The following is a 19706-nucleotide window of genomic DNA, read 5'->3' as shown; positions in this document are numbered from 1 at the left end:
TATCCCATTCCAAATGCTCGTCAATCACCGTGCCAAATAAAAATACCGTGGAGGGACACCAGAAGATTTGACTTTTCTGACGATGTCTGGGTACAAAAGGGCTGCATCAGATATTGTAGGTTTTTCACTCATGAAAAATCATTAATTCTATCTTTTTATGGTTCCAATTTAGTCTCATTCACCTACCCCTCAGCCCGAAACTTCGATAGTGGAAGGGATCCCCTCAGAAGTTGCTGCTAAGCTTAAGAGAGTTTTAGAAAACACCACCTCGGTCAGCGAAAGTCGAATTCACCCAAGTAATATTCAGTTAATTGCTAGAAAAATCAATAAATCAGTATCTGCGGACATGATCCGCCCCAATCTAAACTTCCAAACTTGTATAATATGAGTAAGCCTGCCAGTCGCGATTCAGTGAATTCCATTTCTTCAACCAGCACTAAACCTCGCTACCCTGGGATTCGGGTTACCTGCAACGGGAACTTTCTGGTTACAGAACATGTAGAGGTACGGATCACAGAAGGAGGTGTATTTTATCCGATCACTCCTTCAACCGAGGGGGGCGAAATCTACCAGGAATCGTTTGCGAAAGGTGACCTCAATGTCTGGGGGCAACAGAAAATCGCGGTTGAGACCGAAGGAGAGCACGCCGCTCAAGGAGGTGCCACGGCTTACGCAGTTCAAGGTCGACGCACTGTAAATTTCACTTCCGGGCAAGGAATTGTTTATGCGATGGAGCAATATTATCACGCGCCCGGCAAACTATCGACCATGGTGCTGCAGGTAGGTGCCCGCGCTCTGACAAAACACGCGCTCAATGTTCATTGCGGTCACGATGATATTTACGCCGCTCTCGACACGGGGTGGACGATGTTGATGGCTAAAGATGCACAGCAAGCTGCCGATCAGGGAATCATCCTGCGCAAAGTGAATGAGTTGTCGCTTAATCCCGGCATGAATATTCAAGATGGCATGCTCACAACACATTCGGAGCGTTTGTATCTCGCTCCTGAGGCTGAATTTCTCCGTGAGTATCTGGGTGCACCCGATGAAATGATTGAGAGCCCAACTCCGGCCCAGCTTGAGCTGTTTGGCCCTATGCGCCGCCGAGTGCCAAGCATGATGGACCTCAAAAACCCTTTGCTCCTCGGTCCTGTTCAGAACCAGGAACACCACATGAACGGCGTTGTTGCACGCCGCAATAATTTCAACGAGCCTATTTTAGGGATGCTTAAAGAAGCATTCGCTGAGTTTGGTCAATTAACAGGTCGTCATTACGGATTCATCACGGAATACAAAACCGAGGATGCTGACACCGTATTCGTTTCGCTTGGCTGTGCAGCAGATAACATAGAGGCTGCGTGTGATTACCTGCGCGAACAGCGTAATGCCAAAGTTGGTTCGATCCATATCAATGTCATTCGCCCTTTCCCCGAGGCTGCGGTCATCAAGGCCCTACGCGGTAAGAAACACATTATTGTTATAGAGCGTACCGATGAGGGATTGTCTGGCGATAACCCCCTTGCCCGAGACATTCGAGTAGCACTTGGAAAAGCCAATGAAGTCACCAAATTCGGTGGCGTATTACCTGCCCTCACTCCCGAGGAAACCCCGCGCCTATTCCGGGGTGCCTATGGAATAGGTTCACGCGATTTCCGTCCCGAGCACACCCTCGGTGCTTACGAGTTTACCACAGGACGAACTGTTCGTACTGACGGTCGTAGCGCAGCCGACGGTGAGACGTTTTTTGTACTCGGAGTCGATCATCCCTATGCCGTTATAAGTAAAGATACACCTGCCCTGCTTCCCGAGAACGCCATTGCAGTACGCTTTCACTCGATCGGTGGTTGGGGAATGATAACAACCGGAAAGAATCTGGGTTCGATCATAGGTGATTTCGGCCAATTCATTTCTGAACAAGATCCCACCTATGATGAGGACGGCTCGCTCGTGGACAAACTCTTTGTCATGGCGAATCCGAAATACGGATCCGAAAAGAAAGGTGCGCCCACCAATTATTACCTCACCGTAGCACCTTCGGAAATCAAGGTAAACTGTGAGCTGAACCATGTTGATGTCGTCCTGTGTTGCGACCCGAAAGCATTTACACATACCAACCCATTGGCAGGACTGAAAAAAGGCGGCTCACTGGTTTGGGAATCCGGTGAGTCACCGGATGTCGCTTGGCAGCGTGTGCCAGCAAAATACCGTCAGTGGATCCAGGATAACAAAATCCGTATTTTCATTCTACCTGGCTTCGACATCGCTCGAAAGGCAACAGATCAGATAGAACTTCAGCTGCGTATGCAGGGAAATTCATTCCTAGGTGCCTTTTTCCGCGTCTCACCTTTTCTCAAAACGTTCGGAATTTCAGAAGATCAATTCCAAAACGTCGTCCACAAGCAATACGTCAAAAAATTCGGTCGCTTCGGCGACGCCGTCGTCACGTCCAACATGACAGTGATGAATGAGGGGTTCTCCCGGGTAGTCGAAATCAAATACGGCGAAACGGACGATGATGATCGTTCCTCAATGCGCAACCCCTTGCTCGCCCCTATCGGTGATCATCAATTTCCACCGACAGCCGGATGCAGTACGAGCGGCTGTGGCAGCATTCCAATGCCCGCCGCACAAAAGCCTCGGGCGCCATTCCAAACCATTTCCAAATTCGACTCAGAATTCCGAGCCGGTCTGGAATACCATCAGCCAGCTGGAGCATTTGCCTCTGTAGGGGTCATGGGCGCAGGTACGGGAGCCACACAATCCAAGTATGTGGCACGTCGTGAAACTCCAGTCTACATTGCGGAGAACTGCACGCAATGTATGGAATGTATTACGGCATGCCCGGATACAGCTCTACCCAACACCGCACAGGATGTTTCCACCGTTCTTAAGACCGCCGTTAACAACTATGTCACTGACCGCGAAGAACGTTTGAAATTCGGCACAGAAATTGTCGGACTTGAGGCGCGAGCCCGTGAAAAAATGGTAGTGTCAGTCAAAGAGAAAAGCAATGTACCCTTCAAGGACATCATTCGAGATGAGGTCAATGCACTCTCAACCATTTCAGACAAAGCCAAAACTGAATTAGTCAACATCATCGGCAAGCTTCCAATTTCCTACAGCAATGTCCCAGCTATCTTCCGCTCTCTTGAGAATAAGAATCCTGGTAGTGGAGGCATCTTTTCAATTTTCGTATCCGACCTCTGCAAAGGTTGTGGCGAGTGCGTGCAAGTGTGCGGAGACCACGATGCGTTGCGTATGACACGTGAGACCGAGGAGCTAAATGCAGAACTAGCCACGGCACAGGTGTTCTCACGTTTGTTGCCAGATACGCCGCAGAAATTCCTTGGACTCTATGACGACGATGACGCCGCCAACTCACGCCAGGCAGCGTTGCGCAATCACCTCATGGTTCGACGCAATTACGAGGCTCTTGTCTCGGGCGATGGCGCCTGCGCAGGTTGTGGGGAAAAAAGTATTCTCCGCTCGGCGGCTTCAGTGACTGAGGCCTACATGCGGCCGCTGTATCACAAAAAAGCGGATCGTCTTCGGGCGAAAGCTGCGCGTCTCACCGAAGAGGGAGCACAAAAACTAGCTGCGCTCAAAGAGAGAAGCGAAACCGAATACGCGCTGTACCGTAAATCCTTTATTCATATTGTAATGGGTCTCGGTGGCGAGAATGAAGAAGATACCGCCAAACGTATTGGCGATTACGAGGCCAAACATGGAAGTATTTCAGACGAAGAAATCATCAATGGTTTGAAAGCGGTATTAGAGCAAAATGCTTTCAATCACAAAGAACTGCAATCCGTGGATGGTGGCAGAGCAAACGGGATGTCTGTCATGATGATGGGAGCGAGCACAGGATGTAACACCGTTTACGGCTCTACTCCCCCATCGAACCCACACCCTTATCCGTGGATGAATTCACTTTTCCAGGATGGTGCCACCATCTCATGGCTCATGGCTGAGTCAGTCATTGTAGATCATGCGCGCCGTTCCGTTTCCCCGGAACGTTTGACGGACGCCCTCCTCGACCGTACGGAAAACGTTTCCAGCGACGAAGAGTATTTCACTCTCACACGCCTGGACGACGCGCTCATGACTGAGCAGGAAATTCGCGAACTGCCAAAGGTCTGGGTAGTAGGCGGCGATGGTGCTCTTGGTGACATAGGCTTCCAAAACGTTTCAAAAGTTGTCCTTCAAAATCGTCCAAACGTGAAGATTCTCATGCTCGACACGCAGGTCTACTCCAACACTGGAGGGCAAAATTCCGACTCGTCAACAATGCTCGGCGGCTACGACATGAATCAGTTCGGTGCTGCATCTCAGGGCAAACTGATCGAGAAGAAAAATGTTTCAGAAGCATTCACCAGCGGCCACGGCTCGCCTTACGTAGCGCAAGTCTCAATGGCCAACTCAGCGAAACTCTACAAATCGATGCTCGATGGGCTGGAGTATCGTGGTACAGCTTTCTTCCAGGCTTACACAACTTGCCAACCTGAACATGGTGTCGCCGACAACATGAGCGCCGATCAAGCCAAAATGATTCGCGATGCCCGCGGAATGCCCGAGTTCGTATTCAATCCACGCAATGGTGAAACCGCACAGGAAGCTTTTGATCTTAAAGGGAACCCAAGCCTCGATCGCGACTGGTGGCGCACAAAATACTCAACCACCGGTGAAGAGTATAGTTTTGGCGTCGGTCATTGGGCCATAACCGAAGCTCGCTTTCGTAAGCATGTGAATCGGATCAAAGAAGAAGACGCTGCCAAACTTACCCTTATGGATGACCAATTGTACTTTATCACTCAAGACGATGTGATCCACCGCCGTTTCTTCGATCCAACGCATCGTAGCTACGTGGAAAACTTGGGTTGCTACATCCAGGCCGAGGAACACGGGAAAATGAACTTCTATGCCGTGTCTCGTCAAATGGTTCTCTTCGCGGTCGAACGACGGAAAGCCTGGCGGATGCTCCAAAGCAAAGCCGGCGTGATCAACAAGGATTATTTGGCCCAGAAGTCTTTTCTGGCGAAACTGGATAAAGGTGAGATCGATTTGGCCGACGCCCGGTCGCGCGTGCAGGAAATTATGGCCGAAGAGTTGGCGGCAATTAGTTAAACAAGAACGGCACTTTATTCAGCGCTATGGTCGGGCAACTTTCCGATCAGGCTAGGTTATGCACGTCCAATCCGGTCACCCGAGAGAAGCATAGTTTCACTCGTGGATTGAAACAGGATAAATCATTCTCATTTGGAGAATGGACCCGGGGCTCAAACAAGAGCTGTTCGAGGACAATAAAAACTTGTAATCCAGCTCCTTCAGACTATTCTGTATTATATGAATGCAGTAACTACTAATTGGTTTGAGAAATGGGATTCACCAGTTGGCATTTTTCGCCCAGTGAACTTTGCAACAGTATTCCTCCTCTCAGCAATTTTGACCCTATTCATCGATCTGTCAGGACAGGAGATATATTCACCTGCGGCAAACGCAAATTATCCAAGGGAAGTTTACTGGGGGGACACTCACCTGCATACCAATTTGTCTGTCGATGCGCATGGTATGGGGAATAAAACGCTTACGCCCGATGATGCCTATCGGTTTGCAAAAGGTGAGGCGGTGAAGGGGCACAACGGTCAATTGGTCCGCCTTCAACGTCCTCTTGACTTTCTGGTCGTAGCCGACCACGCCGTAAATATCGGCATTATGCCGCGTATCCGAAATTCGGACCCTCAGGTTCTTAAAACTGAAATAGGTAAGCAGTGGCATGAATTAATGTTTAAACATCCCATGCTAACTGAGGAGGCGCTCACGAGTGAAGGCCCCGAAGTTCGCGCCAAAATGATGAAGGATATGTGGTATGTGAACGAAGGCATTGCTTCCTATTTTTGGGGTGCCTGGTCTACAGGTTATCTAGGCGATAGGGATATCCTGTCTTCTGTATGGGCGGAAGTATGCGCCAATGCCGAACGACACAATGACCCGGGCAACTTTACGGCCTTTATCGGCTATGAGTGGACGCCATCATCAAGGCATCCCAAGTCTCCCAATTTTCACCGCAACCTGATTTTCGAAGGAGGAGCCAAGGAAGCCCTGCAAGTGTTGCCGTTCTCTATGCAGGACAGCAACAATGTCGAAGATTTGTGGGCATACATGGATGGCTTTGAGGAGAAAACAGGTGGCCGGGTATTAGCCATTCCTCACAATGGAAACCTGAGTGCCGGTCGAATGTTCCGACCCGTTGATTACGACGACAAGCCCATCACCACCGACTACGCGAAAACTCGCGCACGCTGGGAACCCCTTTACGAAGTGACTCAATACAAAGGAGACGCGGAGGCCCATCCCATCCTGTCACCTGATGACGAATTCGCTGACTACGAGACCTGGCATAGACATGGATTCTTCGGCGATCTGCCTCCCGATTTTAAGGAACAGAAGAAATATGAATATGGACGTTCCGCCTTGAAGGAAGGCTTGGAGCAACAAGTCAAGCTCGGGGTTAATCCGTTTAAGTTCGGGATGATCGGAAGCACCGATGCGCACACCTCTCTCTCAACCGCAACAGAGGATAATTTCTGGGGGAAGACTTCACTCAATGAACCGAGTCCCCATCGAGCCGCTAACAGCTGGCAATATGCTGCCTCCGGAATGGCCGCCGTCTGGGCGGAGGAAAATACCCGGAGTTCCATCTTTGCTGCTATGAAACGCAAGGAAACCTACGCCACCACAGGCCCCCGGATGTCGGTCCGATTTTTCGGTGGTTGGGACTTCGACTCCACCGATGCCCATAGTAAGGACTTTGTCGATCTCGGCTACCGTAAAGGCGTGCCCATGGGTGGTGACTTAACGACAGCCCCCCGAGGCAAGGTACCTGAGTTTTTAATACGCGCGGTAAAAGATCCCGATGGGGCCAATCTTGATCGTGTTCAGGTGATCAAAGGTTGGCGTGATAAAAATGGAGAGCTTCACGAAAAGGTTTACGAAGCAGCACTTTCCGACGGACGAGAAATAAACTCCAAAGGTAAAGCACCGCAAGTGGGCAGCACAGTGGATGTTGCAGATGCCAGTTACACCAACTCCATCGGTTCTCCAGAGTTGGCTACTGTTTGGAAGGATCCGGAGTTTGATCCAGCGGAACTGGCATTTTACTACGCCAGAGTCATTGAGATTCCAACGCCACGGTGGACGGCCTATGACGCCAAATTTTTCGGTATTGAACTTCCCAAGGAAGCTCCAACGGTTACCCAAGAAAGAGCCTATACTTCTCCTATTTGGTATACCCCCTAGTCCATCGGGACGACCTTTGACCATAGGCCTGATTCTAAGATATAACATATCAATTCCAGGTAGTGCATAATCAGCTGCTCCTTCGTATCCTCAAGGAACCCCTTCTCCACTTTCTGGTGATTGGACTGATCCTTTTCGGAATTTTAAATTCAATTGAGAAAGACAAGGCCAAGCTGGCCGCAAACCACATTGAGGTTAGTAAAGAAGCACTGACACGCTACCTGGAGTTTCGTGCCAAAATCATTCAGCCCGAAGCCTTCGCGGAAAAACTCGACCGATTGTCCAAAGATGAACTCCAAGCCCTCATCGATAATTTTGTACGAGAAGAAGTGCTCTTTCGTGAAGCACGTACCTTGGGTTTGGATAAAGATGACTTTGGAGCACGTCAGCGCTTGATCCAACAACTGGAGTTTATCAACCAGGGTATTGTTTCTTCAATTATTCAGCTTTCAGAAAACGATCTACGCACATTTCTGGAGTTCAACCAAGCCCGATACATTGAACCGACCAGGATCACCTTTACCCATGTCTTTTTCAATACTCAACAAGAAGGGTCGGAAAAGGCATTCGAAAAAGCTCAGGAGCTGCTGTCGAAATTGAATGCAACGCCTCCAGTTCCATTTGAAAAAGCACCGGCCTTTGGAGATCGCTTTCTCTTTCACCAAAATTATGTGGGAAAAGATTCCGCCGAAATCAAAAGTCACTTTGGAGCAGAAATGCAAATGCAGCTCTTTGATCTCAATCCTAACGAAACGGAATGGAGAGGACCGTTTAATTCGAACTATGGCAGCCATCTCGTTTTGCTTACGAAGAAGGACGAAGACAGTTTGCCCGCTTTCGAAGACCTAAAAACTCGATTGGAAGAAGATGCGTTTCAATACCGAATGGAAGAGGAGCTGCGTAAGATAGAAAAGACAGTGGTGGATAACTATTCTATTCAGTTGGATGATGAATTGGAGGAACGCCTGCTTAAGTAGAGTTCGCATGAGGTGGATTAAATACGGTCTAGTTGCGATTAGTGGGGCGTTGGGGTTTCTTAACGAAGCTTTCGGGGACGACAATCGACCTGTCTACATTGAGATCTTAGAATTGGAGCAAGGACATTACCAGGTGGGCTTGCGACTTCCACCATCCATTCCGGACTTCAATCAGCCTGAACTTATCGTTTCCGGCACCTGTAGTGACTCTCCACTTATCGGGCACAGCTCTGAGTTTGATCTCACGTCGAAAGTGGGCATGAACTTCCGATTATGGAAGTGTGATGAGGGATTAAGTGGAAAAACACTAAAGATCCAATACCCGCTGGCTCCACCTGCTCTGCCGACGGTTCTGAGGGTAAGCCTTTTATCAGGCCATACAAATACTCAGGTATTCCCACCTGGAGAAAATCAATTTCAATTTCCTGATGCTGAAACCAAATCGAACGTAGCTAAGGATTATCTGCGATTGGGCGTCCATCACATCTGGGCCGGAACCGATCATTTACTTTTTGTCCTTTGCCTTATTTTTATAGCTGGCAGTTTTCGCCGTATTCTTGCGACCATTACCGGATTTACGTTGGCCCACTCTGTTACTCTGGTTCTTTCAGCGACGAAAGTAGTTATTCTGGCTGTCCCGCCTATCGAAGCTCTGATCGCACTGAGCGTTGTATTTCTGGCGGTGGAAGTATACAAGGGACGGCGGGAAAACCTGACCTGGCGTTTTCCTTTCCTCATATCCATCGCCTTTGGCTTATTACACGGCCTGGGCTTTGCCGCCGCTCTCAATCAGGTCGGTCTGCCTGGCCAGGAGCTGCTTACAGGTTTGCTCTTCTTCAATGTGGGCGTCGAAGTTGGCCAGGTGTTGTTTGTTATTCCGATCGTGGCGGTTTTGTTCCTAATAAAAAAAGTAGCCCACTCCTTTGGAAAAACCGGAATCGAACAGAAGTTGCCACGGGTGATCGGTTACGCGGCAGGTTGTGTAGCAACCCTTTGGTTTTTTGAACGGGTCTTTTAGGGCTAGCGGAACAGGTATCTCATCGAAAAAACTCATTTCCAAACTGCAAGCGGCAGACCAAGGATGGTCTAGCCCTACCCCTCGAAATATAAAGGTTGGGCTACTGCGTCCTCGCAGTGCCGATTCAGCGACGGACGTTCACCTCTGAAGAAACAGACAAAAATACAGAAAGAAGATTAAGAGTTGTTAAGAAGGAGGACGAGGAAGAGGAGGATTTAAACTTACCTTGCTCGTTTCACGGCTTCACGCGCAGTCCAACGCAGGAAGTGCTGGATCGATTTCAGATCGTGATCAGTGAACTCGGCATAGGCTGGCATACCACGTGCGATTTTTGAACCTTGCCGAACGACGTCTTCGAACAGTTGGTCATTGAGCGGTATGGGCGATGCCCTCAGATCAGGTGCCATGCCTCCAGCTACCGCGTATCCGTTTCCGTGGCACACTTGGCAAATACCAAAAAGTCTACGGCCTCGATCAATCAAACTCATCTCAGGTTCAAAATCCGGAAGGTCAATCGGAGTTGGATAATAAGGTGGAGGCTGTCTGGGGATTTTCCCGGCACCTTCTAATGAAAACGTAATAAGTTGACGGGTGTGAATTCCATAGCTCCACCCGAGGGAAGCGCCGCCGGCATCCCCTGATGAACTTCCGCCCCAGCCTACCAGCAATGCGATGTATTGTCGTCCGTTAATGCGATAAGTGATCGGTGGTGCGGATATGCCAAGCCCAAGATCCACGTCCCAAAGTATTTTTCCGGACTTGGCATTGTAAGCCAGGAAATGTCCGTCAGGCCGACCCTGAAACACGAGATTCCCGGCAGTCGTTAACGTCCCGGGGCTGGCTGTATGATATTGAGGAATGCTCCAAACCGATTCCTGTTTAACCGGATCCCACGCCTGCAGGGAAGCAGGGTAATTTTTCCCCGTTGAAAAGGTGTAATCAAATGTTCTGACTCCAGGACCAGAATAAAAAGGGACCGAATTCCAGCCTTTGAGATCGATACCTTTGTCAGAATAGGTGATTCCCAAATGTATGGTTGGAAGATAGACCAGGCCGGTGATTGGATTGAAGGACATCGCGTGCCAACTATGCGCGCCAGCTGGTGTAGGCATTACTTTCGCGGTATTGTCTGGATATCTCGCCTCAGGTATTTCAACCGGGCGACCTGTCTTCATGTCGACATGCGAAGCCCAGTTCATTTCAGAAAACGGTTCCGCAGAGATGAGTTTTCCTGTGGTTCGGTCGATCACATAAAAGAACCCATTTTTTGGCGCATGAAGGAGGGCTTTGATCGCCTTTCCTTCAATCGTAAGATCAGCGAGCATGATATCCATGTTGGAGTTGAAGTCCCAAGTTTCGCCAGGCGTTGTTTGGTAATGCCATTTGTAATCTCCGGTATCGGGATCCAGAGCCACAATGGATGATAGAAAAAGATTATCGCCTCCCCCGGGACTGCGAATTTTCTGATTCCAGGGCGAACCATTGCCGGTGCCTATGTAGAGGGTTTCCAACTCAGCATCGTAAGTAAAACCATGCCAGACATTGCCTCCACCACCGTGTTTCCACCATTCACCAGTCCAGGTCTTGGCGGCCATTTCCATGGCTTCGTTTTCAAAGCCATCGGCAGGATTCCCTGGGACTACGAAAAACTTCCAAGCTTCCTCGCCCGTGTCCGCATCGTAAGCAGCGACAAATCCACGAGTTGGACCATTGTCTGCGCCACCGTTGCCAATTACGACTTTGCCCTTAAATGCTTTGGGAGCACCGGTAATATAAAGCGGTTCATCCAGTCCAAACGTGCGCGTGCTCCATACGAGCTTGCCGTATTTGGCATCGATCGCAACAAGCCGTCCATCCCAGGTAGCGGCGAACACTTTACCTTCATAGAAGGATAATCCGCGGTTATGAAACCAACCAATTTTTCTTTTTAACCCAATTGTTTTACCCGATTCCGGATCGTATTCCCAAAGGAGTTTACCGGTGACGGCATCTACCGCCCGAACGACATTCACCTGACCTACAAAATATAAGACGCCGTCGACCACGAGCGGGGTCGAAACCAATTGCGAATCCAGAGGCAGATCCAAATGCCAATCGACCTTGAGTTCGCCTACATTGTTATCATTAATTTGCGTCAGCGGACTGAACCGTTGCTCACTATGTGTACGTCCATAAGCCAGCCATTCGGAGGTATTGCTGTCGTCGGTGATCGCGGCGTCATTCACCACACGATCCGCGCCTGCCATCCGAAAAGGCATCAGAAAGACAAATGCCAACAACAGAAAAATTATAGACAACAGTGAAAGTTTTTTCTGCAAAGCCACGATAGGTCGGAACGAGGAACGCTATTTCAAGTGCGTATTAAACCAATCAACCGCGAGTTGCTGAGCTTCCAGGCGTTTTTCGTTATAGATACCGTAATGCTTAATCCCAGGAATGATCACCAATTTCTTTACGCCGGTTGCACGCGTATGGGCCAGAATCCCATGCTCTCTATTATCGAACAGTTCTTCATTCTCAGCCAGAATGAAAAGCTTGGCGACATGCTCGGTACGACCGATGTCCTCAATGGGCGCATAACGCATCAATTTCTCAAGGATAGGAACACCGGTAAGGGTACCCCATTTTACACCCGGTTCCGGGTAATCAAGTTTGCCTCGTGTGCGAGCCGCACCTTCTTTGAAAACCATCGGGCCCACCTCAGGATGTGTTAGGGACCAGCGGGCATCCAGAGAACCGACCTGACTGACGATAACTTTAACTCGAGGATCCCGTGCAGCCACATAGACAACATGCCCCCCTGAGAAGGAAGAACCCCACAATCCGATACGGTCCTCGTCGCATTGTGGCTCACTCGCGGCCCAGTGAATAGCATTTAGAAGATCGGTAGTCTGATCAATAGGATCAACCACCTCCCGCACCTCTTTAACCTCTGCCATCATTTTTCCGTCTTTTGCTTTTGGCATATCACCTACCAAAACTAATCTCGAATCGCTGTTTCCCCAGCCACGATAATCGAAGACGACCACATAAAACCCGGCCTGTGCAAATACGATCGCATCACGACGAAGACCCTTCGCCGTACCACCCCAACCGTGGCACATGATAATCGTCGGCAGCTTTTCATTATCCTTACCTTTTGGTGAAAACAATTCCGCAGCCATACGCGTGCCTTCGCTCATAATATTGTCCGTCCGAAATGTAACGTCTTCAGGAACATCAAAATCCTGCGCGCAAAGCATGCCCAAGCCAGGGCAGATAAAAGAAGCGGCTAAAACAACAACGAGAAAACCACGATTGTTTGAGAACGGCCCAAGGCCTAAATTGAAAGAAATCATCATTCGGAAGTGGATAGAGTGAAGACCGAGATATTTACCCTTCATACGATTTGAAAGCAAGAGAAAGTCTCAGCCTTGATTATTCTGTTCTAATTCGTTACACACCGTACCAATCAATACAAACACCTTGGACAATTCATAAATGTAACTCTTGAAAAAGTTCATAATTTCAAGAATCCTTTGCACCAGCTCTTATGCATAGATTCAAATCAATCCGGCACCTCGCGTTTGCCATACTCCTGGCAAGCCCAATGGTCAGCTTGCTAATCGCCACCGGGCAGACAATAAAAAGCGATCAAGCCGAAATAGCAGCGAAGACCGTCCGTGGCCCTGAGCGTTGGGAAGATACGATCAAGAAATTCGAGGAGACGGATGCGAGGACACCTCCTCCGAAAGGGGCGGTACTGCTCATCGGCGGATCAAACGCTCGCCGCTGGACCGATGTAGGTGACTATTTTCCGCAACACAGGCTCATAAATCGAGGTTTCGGCGGCGGACGCCTGACAGACATTTTGCACTATGCCGATCGCATCGTGCTGCCCTATGCACCAAAGACCATCCTGCTCAATGCTGGCGGCAACGACCTCAGCTCAGGAAAGTCGCCCGAACAAGTCCGCGACGCCGCTCGTGCTTTTAGTGCCAAAATCCACGCTACCTTACCCGACACGCGCATCTACCATATCGGGCTGCCTCAGGTGTTACGTGCAAGCAACTCACCGGAAATGCTTGCCGTTATCCGTGAGATGAACGGACTACTCGCCGAGCTCGCACAAACGGAAGAGAATTTTGAATACATTGATTTGTTCGAAGCCTTTCTTGATGACAAGGGCAAGTCCCGACCTGAGCTTTTTGTCCAAGACGGTACGCACTTCAACCCAGCGGGGTACACAGTGGTGGCCGAACAACTAAGTGGAAAATTCTGAGATAAATTCAGACTCCAACTTTATTGTTCTTCCGAGTTACAAAACGATATTACCCAACAGAAATCCCCTACCAGCGATCCATGATATCCCATCTTAGTTTCTTTATGAAAACACACTTCAGGTTCTTAAAACCTTCAGCGATTATTTTGACCTTAAGTCTGTTCGGAGCAGCCAGCTTTGCCGAATCGCCTCCTTTGAATATTTTACTGTTCACGGCGGACGATTTGCATCGAGACTCTCTGGGTTGCTATGGCTCGACGGTAGAAGACATCTCTCCGAACCTTGATCGATTTGCGAACAACGGAATCCGCTTCACCAACGCGCATGTCAATACCGCCATTTGCGAGCCCAGTCGGAAAATACTAGCGAGTGGGTTGTATGGGTTTAATAGTGGTTCGATGGGGTTCTTGCCGGTTCGCGATGAGATCGTTACGGTTCAAGAAACCTTGGGTGCGGCCGGCTATATGACGGGAGTAATTGGGAAGCTGGTACACTCGACCCCCAAGTATTCCTACCAATGGGATTACGCCTTCGACCGGAAGGATATGGGCGATGGACGAAACCCGACCATTTATTACGAGCGCACAGCCGCATTTCTCAAACAATGCAAAGAGGCGGGAAAACCTTTCTACTTCATGGCGAATTCCGAAGATCCACATTTGCCTTGGTATGATCCTGAAATTGGAGCGATAAGGGGCGCAGAACATCCTTCACGCATTTATGCACCAGAAGAAGTGACGGTTCCTTCGCACCTGCCAGACGTTCCCGGAATTCGTGTCCCGCTGTCGCACTACTATAATTCTACCAAAAGAATGGACGATACTTTTGGGAAAGTCATGCAAGCTTTGGACGAATCCGGGATGCGTGAAAACACCCTCATTGTTTTTTTATCAGACAATGGCATGGCCACACCGTTTGCCAAGTGTAACACCTACCTTGCCAGCACGCTGACCCCATTGCTCGTTCAATGGCCGGGAGTCGTTAAAGCAGGTTCTCAAAATGATAGCCTGGTCGCAGGCGTTGATTTTTTCCCAACTGTATTGGACGCATTGGGAATGAAATCGTTGAAGAAGTCGGATGGGCGATCGCTTCTCGCAGTCTTAAAAGGCCAGGCAAACGATGCGGGTCGCGACTATGTCTACACGCAGGTCGATTCCAAGGTGGACCTGGCGGCAATCCCCATGCGCTGTATTCAGAATAAGAAATATGGATACATCTATAATATGTGGGTCCGGGATGGATATTACTACCGGAACAACAATGAAGTAGCAGTCATGAGAACGATGGAGGCAGCGGCCGCTACTGATCCCGCTGTGTTAGCGCGCGTCCAAATGTACCGCTATCGAACATTGGAGGAACTCTACGATTTGGACAACGATCCTGGCTGTCTAACGAATCTTGCCGAGTCGCCGAAATACAAAGATCAATTGGCAACGATGCGCAAAGCTATGGAGAACCGAATGAAGTCTAGCGGCGATCCGCTTCTGAAAGCTTATCGAAACAAAACCAATTCGAAGATTGTCGCGGAAGAATTCAACCGAATCTATCCCACCCATAATCCCGTCATCAATAGGGCTCCCTGGGAGAAATTTTGATTTCAATACCATCTGTGTTTTGTTAAGCCGATACCGGAAAGATACGTTTGATTCTGTATTTTCTGGAGAGCAAAAAGTAACTTGTTTCTGTTCTCGCAAGGCTCTTTAATTATCTACCTCACGCACTAGCGACTGGAGACACCTATGATTTTTTTAAAACGACTAGCACTGACCTTTACCTGGATTACCTTTGCTCTCACCACTCTTGGAGCAGACTCATCTCAAAACTGGCCTGCATTCCGCGGACTCGGAGCAACTGGCGTAATCGAGGGTTACCCTCTACCCTCGAACTGGAACGCGGATCCTGAAGCCAAAAAGCCGGAAGGCGTCCTCTGGCGTGCACCGATACCAGGACTTGGACACTCTAGTCCCGTTGTATGGGGCGACCGTATCTTTGTATGCACCGCGATCCCGGAAGGTGAAGAAGCTGCCCTTGTTCTAGGACCTGGTGGAGCGCCAACGGCAGCAGATGATTCCCGGAATCATCGCTGGGTCATTTTTTGTTTTGATAAATCCACCGGGAAGAAACTTTGGAATAAAACGGCATACCAGGGGCTGCCTCGCACCACCCGCCACGTTAAGGCTACTCAAGCCAACACAACCCTAAGCGTAGATGGTGAGAACCTCGTCGCCTTCTTCGGATCCGAAGGACTTTACTGTTACGATCTCGATGGAAATCTCAAATGGAGCCGTGACCTTGGCGTCATCAACATCAGCAAGTACAGCATCGGCTGGGGCTATGCCAGTTCACCTGCCATTCATAAAAACCACATCGTTCTAACCTGCGACGACCCTTCGAATCCTTTCCTCGTAACGCTCCGTCTTTCCGACGGCAAGGAACTTTGGCGAGTCTCGCGCAAGGACATTTCAGAACGCAGTTGGGGAACGCCGCTGATTCACGAAGGACCAGATACCACTCAAGTCGTCATCAACGGCTGGCCGTGGATAATATCCTACGATCTCAATACCGGTGAAGAGCTATGGAAGATTCATGATGGTGGAGACAATCCTATCCCAACACCCTTCGTCGCCAACGATTGGATTTACATCACCAGTGCTCACGGCGGAAAATCTCCCATCTACGTAGTTCGTCCTGAAGCCCGTGGCGACATTACACCTACCAAGGATGGTCCAACCAGCGATGCCATGGTTTGGAGTACTTTAAAAGGCGGTTCCTACATGTCCACGCCAGTTGTCTACGGAGACTATATCTATCTGGGCTCATCGAGTATCATCCGCTGCTTTAACGCCATAACCGGAGAAGAACTTTACGTCGAGAAACTGCCTCCTCCTGCCTCTATCATTGCTTCGCTCGTAGCCTCTGACGGTAAAATTTTCTGTGCCTCCGAAAACGGATTCGTCCACGTCCTGGCCCCCGGACCTGAATTCAAAGTACTCGCGAACAACCCAATGGGCGAACCTTGTTTGGCAACTCCGGCCATTTCCCAAGGTGTACTTTTCTTTCGAACCACTCAGAGTTTGGTGGCCATCAAATAAGAAGTGTTTCTAGTAACTGAACATTGGATGAAAAATTTGTCCCTATGAAAAAGAATCCATTATTACGTCTCCAATTTCTGACTCTTGCACCGAGTTTGGTTGTTGCCTTGTTAACAGGGGCCGCAACACCAACCGCACAAGCCGCGACGAGCTCGCCGAACTTCGTGTTTATTTTGACTGACGACCAAGGGTGGCCTGCCACCTCAGTGCAAATGCACCCGTCGCGAAAAGACTCTAGGAGCGACTTTTTCCAGACGCCCAACCTCGAGCGTTTTGCGAGCCAGGCCATGCGCTTCAGCCAGGGTTATGCCCCGGCAGCGCTGTGCAGCCCGACTCGCCGTAGTCTGCAGCTAGGACAGATGCCTGTGCGCCAGGGCGACGAAGTTTATGGGGAAAAGTATCCGGTGGGAAATACTCACCTGACAATTCCGCGGTTACTAAAATCAGTGGACTCCCGCTATGTGGCGGCGCATTTCGGGAAGTGGGATCACCGCACGGACATTGCGCCGGAACATTTCGGCTACGATGAAAGCGACGGCAATATGGGAAATCAACCCGGCAGCATTACTTCCGACTTCGATAACAAGGAGAAGTGGAGCAAATATACCGTTACGGAAGATCCCAAACGAATTTTCAGCCTGACCGATCGATCACTCGATTTCATGATGCGCAGTGTAAAAGATAAGAACCCGTTTTACCTCCAAATTTCTCATTGGGCGGTGCATGTGACCATGCAGACACGCCGCGAGTCCCTCGAAAAATACCAGCAATTGCCTAAAGGCGAAAAACACAATGTGCCTGCCTTTGGAGGAATGACCGAGGACCTCGATGTCGGAGTCGGGAAGATTCTGGACATGATCGACGAGTTGGGAATCGCCGATTCAACCTATGTTATTTACATGGCTGACAACGGCGCGGCCGGGTGGATTCCACCTGACACTTCTCGCAATCTTGCCAATCCCACGACTTACGAAATCCCAAGCCGTAACGCTCCATTACGCGGCGGCAAGTGGGTAACGTTTGAGGGTGGAATCCGTGTGCCATTTATTGTGCGCGGTCCAGGTGTAACGCCCAATTCATTTTGCAATGTTCCGGTTGTCGGTTGGGATATTTTACCGACGATTGCCGACATAGTGGGATACAAAAAGCCCATGCCCAACGACATTGATGGAGGTAGTTTCCGTGCCCTGCTCGAAAACGAAGGACAGGGAACCGTCCAGCGGCCCAATCCGGGGCTCGTGTTTCATCGCTACACCGACGGTTATCCACACACGTCCATCCGCGTTGGCGATTACAAACTGGTAAAATTCTGGACCGAAGAAAAACAGCTGCTTTTCAACTTGAAGGAAGACCTCGGTGAAACAAAAGACTTGGCGAAAACCCAACCGGGAAAAGCAAATGAACTACACAAGCAACTTATGGACTATCTTGAATCAGTTGATTCGGACGTGTTAACACTCTATAAATGACGGTACAAAAATAAATCTCACAGTTTGATTTTTCACGCCTACCTATCTGAAAAGAAATTGTGCCCACGCCAAATAAGCATCTGCTCACTCGGTTGGAATGCGGAATCCTATCCCAACGCCAGCTGTTGCAAGGAATCGTGTTCACCCTCGGTATGCTGGTGATACAGCCTATCGTAAGATCTGCGGAGCCGAACAATGAAACTCATCGGGCAACCCGCTTCGAATCCCAAGAAAAAACAATACCAAACGAAAAAGTGACTTACCCCAAAGATGTGCTGCCTCACGGAATACGTTCCAGGTTTGTGAACCACGTCAACGGCCTGAATATGCACATTCTGGAAGCTGGCTTCGAAGGAGAAAATCGACCGTGCGTGTTACTGCTTCATGGGTTTCCCGAACTGGCTTACAGCTGGAGAAAGGTGATGCTGCCTCTTGCCGAAGCGGGATACCATGTGGTCGCACCCGACCAACGTGGCTACGGCCGTACGACTGGTTGGGATCCTGATTACGACGGCGATCTAGACTCATACAGGCGACTCAACGTAGTCAGGGATGCGCTTGGGTTGATTTCAGCCCTTGGTTACCGTTCGGTTGCCGCAGTGGTTGGCCATGATTTTGGTTCTCCCATCGCTGCGTGGTGCGCGGTCTCGCGACCGGATGTATTTCGTTCCGTCGTTTTGATGAGCGCCCCTTTTAGCGGTACCCCCTCGCTGCCATTTGATACAACCAACAATCAACAAACAGTGATCGATCAAACAAGGGCATCCAAGTTGTCTGACGATTTGGCTGCGCTTCCAAGTCCACGGAAACATTACCAGGAGTATTACAAGACGCGTGAGGCAAATGATGATATGCGAAACGCTCCTCAAGGGATCCATGCATTTTTACGTGGTTACTACCATTTCAAGAGTGCTGACTGGGAAGGCAACAAACCGTTCACTCTCAAGGCCCGGACTGCAGACCGAATGTCCAGGATGCCCAGGTATTACATCATGGACTTGGACAAGGGCATGGCAGAAACCGTGAACAGTGAAATGCCAACAGCGGCAGAGATCTCCGCCTGCAAATGGTTACCGGAGGAAGAATTGCGGATTTACAGTGAGGAATTTGAGCGAACGGGTTTCCAGGGTGGACTTCAATGGTACCGATCAGGAGGTGTCGGTTCAGCTGAGATTGAGCTGTTCGCCGGCCGGACAATCGATCAGCCATCCCTCTTCATCGCGGGAGCCAACGATTGGGGATCCTACCAAAGCCCCGGCGCACTCGAACAAATGCAGAACAGCGCATGCACAAATATGCAAGGGGTCCACCTGGTGGCTGCCGGACACTGGGTGCAGCAAGAGCAACCAGAGGCGGTGAGCAAACTGCTTATCGAATTCCTGCAACGGAACCGTCGCCAATAAAAGGGTTACCAAGACTGGAACTAGCAGCCATTTTACTAAAAACAGTCCCTGTTGATGTGAGATAAGTAGGGCTGGCGCCAAGCGAGCCTGCGTGAAATTGGAGCTTTAGGGCCTACCGAAGACGAAAGCGCAGCGAATAACAATCAACCAACCATTATTGCCACAGAATCAATTTAATCCGCATGCTCAA

11 protein-coding genes are annotated in these 19706 nt (G+C 49.7%); 9 read left to right on the top strand and 2 right to left on the bottom strand.

The genetic code is table 11. The annotated features are described in order from the left end of the window. The first annotated feature begins 384 nt into the window (after positions 1–384). The 4 genes from O3C43_19915 to O3C43_19900 all read left to right on the top strand — a co-directional run bounded on the left by O3C43_19915 (position 385) and on the right by O3C43_19900 (position 9291). On the top strand, positions 385–5124 hold the full coding sequence (locus tag O3C43_19915; GenBank protein ID MDA1068759.1) for a 2-oxoacid:acceptor oxidoreductase family protein: 4740 nt from the start codon (positions 385–387) through the stop codon (positions 5122–5124). A gap of 318 nt (positions 5125–5442) precedes the next feature. Continuing rightward, positions 5443–7296, top strand: coding sequence for a DUF3604 domain-containing protein (locus O3C43_19910; GenBank protein MDA1068758.1), 1854 nt, complete (start codon positions 5443–5445; stop codon positions 7294–7296). A 62-nt stretch (positions 7297–7358) separates the two neighbouring features. Continuing rightward, positions 7359–8273: a peptidylprolyl isomerase gene (locus O3C43_19905; GenBank protein ID MDA1068757.1), complete on the top strand. Its 915-nt coding sequence runs from the start codon at positions 7359–7361 to the stop codon at positions 8271–8273. A 7-nt stretch (positions 8274–8280) separates the two neighbouring features. Continuing rightward, positions 8281–9291, top strand: coding sequence for a HupE/UreJ family protein (locus tag O3C43_19900; protein ID MDA1068756.1), 1011 nt, complete (start codon positions 8281–8283; stop codon positions 9289–9291). A 221-nt stretch (positions 9292–9512) separates the two neighbouring features. On the opposite strand, the gene O3C43_19895 is transcribed toward O3C43_19900, so the two are convergent. Continuing rightward, a complete protein-coding gene (locus O3C43_19895; protein ID MDA1068755.1) occupies positions 9513–11588 on the bottom strand; it encodes a PQQ-dependent dehydrogenase, methanol/ethanol family in 2076 nt (691 codons plus the stop codon). Between the two features lie 48 nt (positions 11589–11636). After that, a complete protein-coding gene (locus tag O3C43_19890) occupies positions 11637–12632 on the bottom strand; it encodes an acetylxylan esterase (protein MDA1068754.1) in 996 nt (331 codons plus the stop codon). 191 nt (positions 12633–12823) lie between these two features. Between O3C43_19890 and O3C43_19885 the strand changes: the two genes are divergently transcribed. The 5 genes from O3C43_19885 to O3C43_19865 all read left to right on the top strand — a co-directional run bounded on the left by O3C43_19885 (position 12824) and on the right by O3C43_19865 (position 19516). After that, positions 12824–13552: a GDSL-type esterase/lipase family protein gene (locus tag O3C43_19885; GenBank protein MDA1068753.1), complete on the top strand. Its 729-nt coding sequence runs from the start codon at positions 12824–12826 to the stop codon at positions 13550–13552. Positions 13553–13656: 104 nt separating this feature from the next. Continuing rightward, complete coding sequence (locus O3C43_19880; protein MDA1068752.1) at positions 13657–15147, top strand: sulfatase; 1491 nt, start codon at positions 13657–13659, stop codon at positions 15145–15147. A gap of 144 nt (positions 15148–15291) precedes the next feature. Then, a complete protein-coding gene (locus O3C43_19875; protein ID MDA1068751.1) occupies positions 15292–16644 on the top strand; it encodes a PQQ-binding-like beta-propeller repeat protein in 1353 nt (450 codons plus the stop codon). 44 nt (positions 16645–16688) lie between these two features. Then, positions 16689–18113, top strand: coding sequence for a sulfatase (locus tag O3C43_19870; GenBank protein MDA1068750.1), 1425 nt, complete (start codon positions 16689–16691; stop codon positions 18111–18113). Between the two features lie 59 nt (positions 18114–18172). Further along, complete coding sequence (locus O3C43_19865; protein MDA1068749.1) at positions 18173–19516, top strand: alpha/beta hydrolase; 1344 nt, start codon at positions 18173–18175, stop codon at positions 19514–19516. Positions 19517–19706 lie beyond the last annotated feature (190 nt).

It is taken from the genome of Verrucomicrobiota bacterium (assembly GCA_027622555.1).
Classification (GTDB): Bacteria; Verrucomicrobiota; Verrucomicrobiia; order Opitutales; family UBA2995; genus UBA2995.
The sequence above is the reverse complement of the archived record's forward strand: the minus strand, read 5'-3'. Positions and strand labels throughout refer to the sequence as shown.